The sequence below is a fragment of the Arthrobacter sp. H14 genome (genome assembly GCF_000520495.1).
Classification (GTDB): Bacteria; Actinomycetota; Actinomycetes; order Actinomycetales; family Micrococcaceae; genus Arthrobacter_C.
Genome location: NZ_KI914636.1, coordinates 1 through 636 on the forward strand (window position 1 = coordinate 1; position 636 = coordinate 636).

At 60.4% G+C, this 636-nt stretch carries 1 protein-coding gene; it reads left to right on the forward strand.

What is annotated here, in order from left to right; genetic code table 11:
- Positions 1-636: aldo/keto reductase (locus tag Y707_RS29545; protein WP_035780451.1), on the forward strand; the 636-nt coding region annotated here is incomplete at both ends.

Genomic DNA, 636 nt, shown 5'->3' on the forward strand with positions numbered 1-636 from the left:
GGACTTTAGATACCTCGGAAACAGCGGCCTCAAAATCTCGGAAATCACCTACGGCAATTGGCTCACCCACGGCTCACAGGTGGAGAACGACGTCGCCACCAAATGTGTGCACGCCGCCCTCGACGCCGGGATCAGCACTTTCGACACCGCCGATGTCTACGCCAATACCGCGGCCGAGACCGTTCTCGGTGAGGCGTTGAAGGGACAGCGCCGGCAGTCGTTGGAGATCTTTACCAAGGTGTTCGGCCCCACCGGGCCGAAGGGACACAACGACACCGGGCTCTCCCGCAAGCACATTATGGAGTCGATCGATGGATCCCTGACCCGTCTACAGACCGACTACGTCGACTTGTACCAGGCACACCGGTACGACTTCGAAACCCCGCTGGAAGAGACGATGCAGGCATTTGCCGACATCGTCCGGCAGGGCAAAGCCCTCTACATCGGCGTCAGTGAATGGACCGCCGACCAGATCCGCGCCGGTCACAAACTGGCCGAAGAACTCGGCATCCACCTCATCTCCAACCAACCGCAGTACTCCATGCTGTGGCGCGTCATCGAGTCCGATGTCGTTCCGGCCTCTGAAGAACTCGGCTTGTCCCAGATTGTCTGGTCCCCCATCGCCCAGGGCGTGCT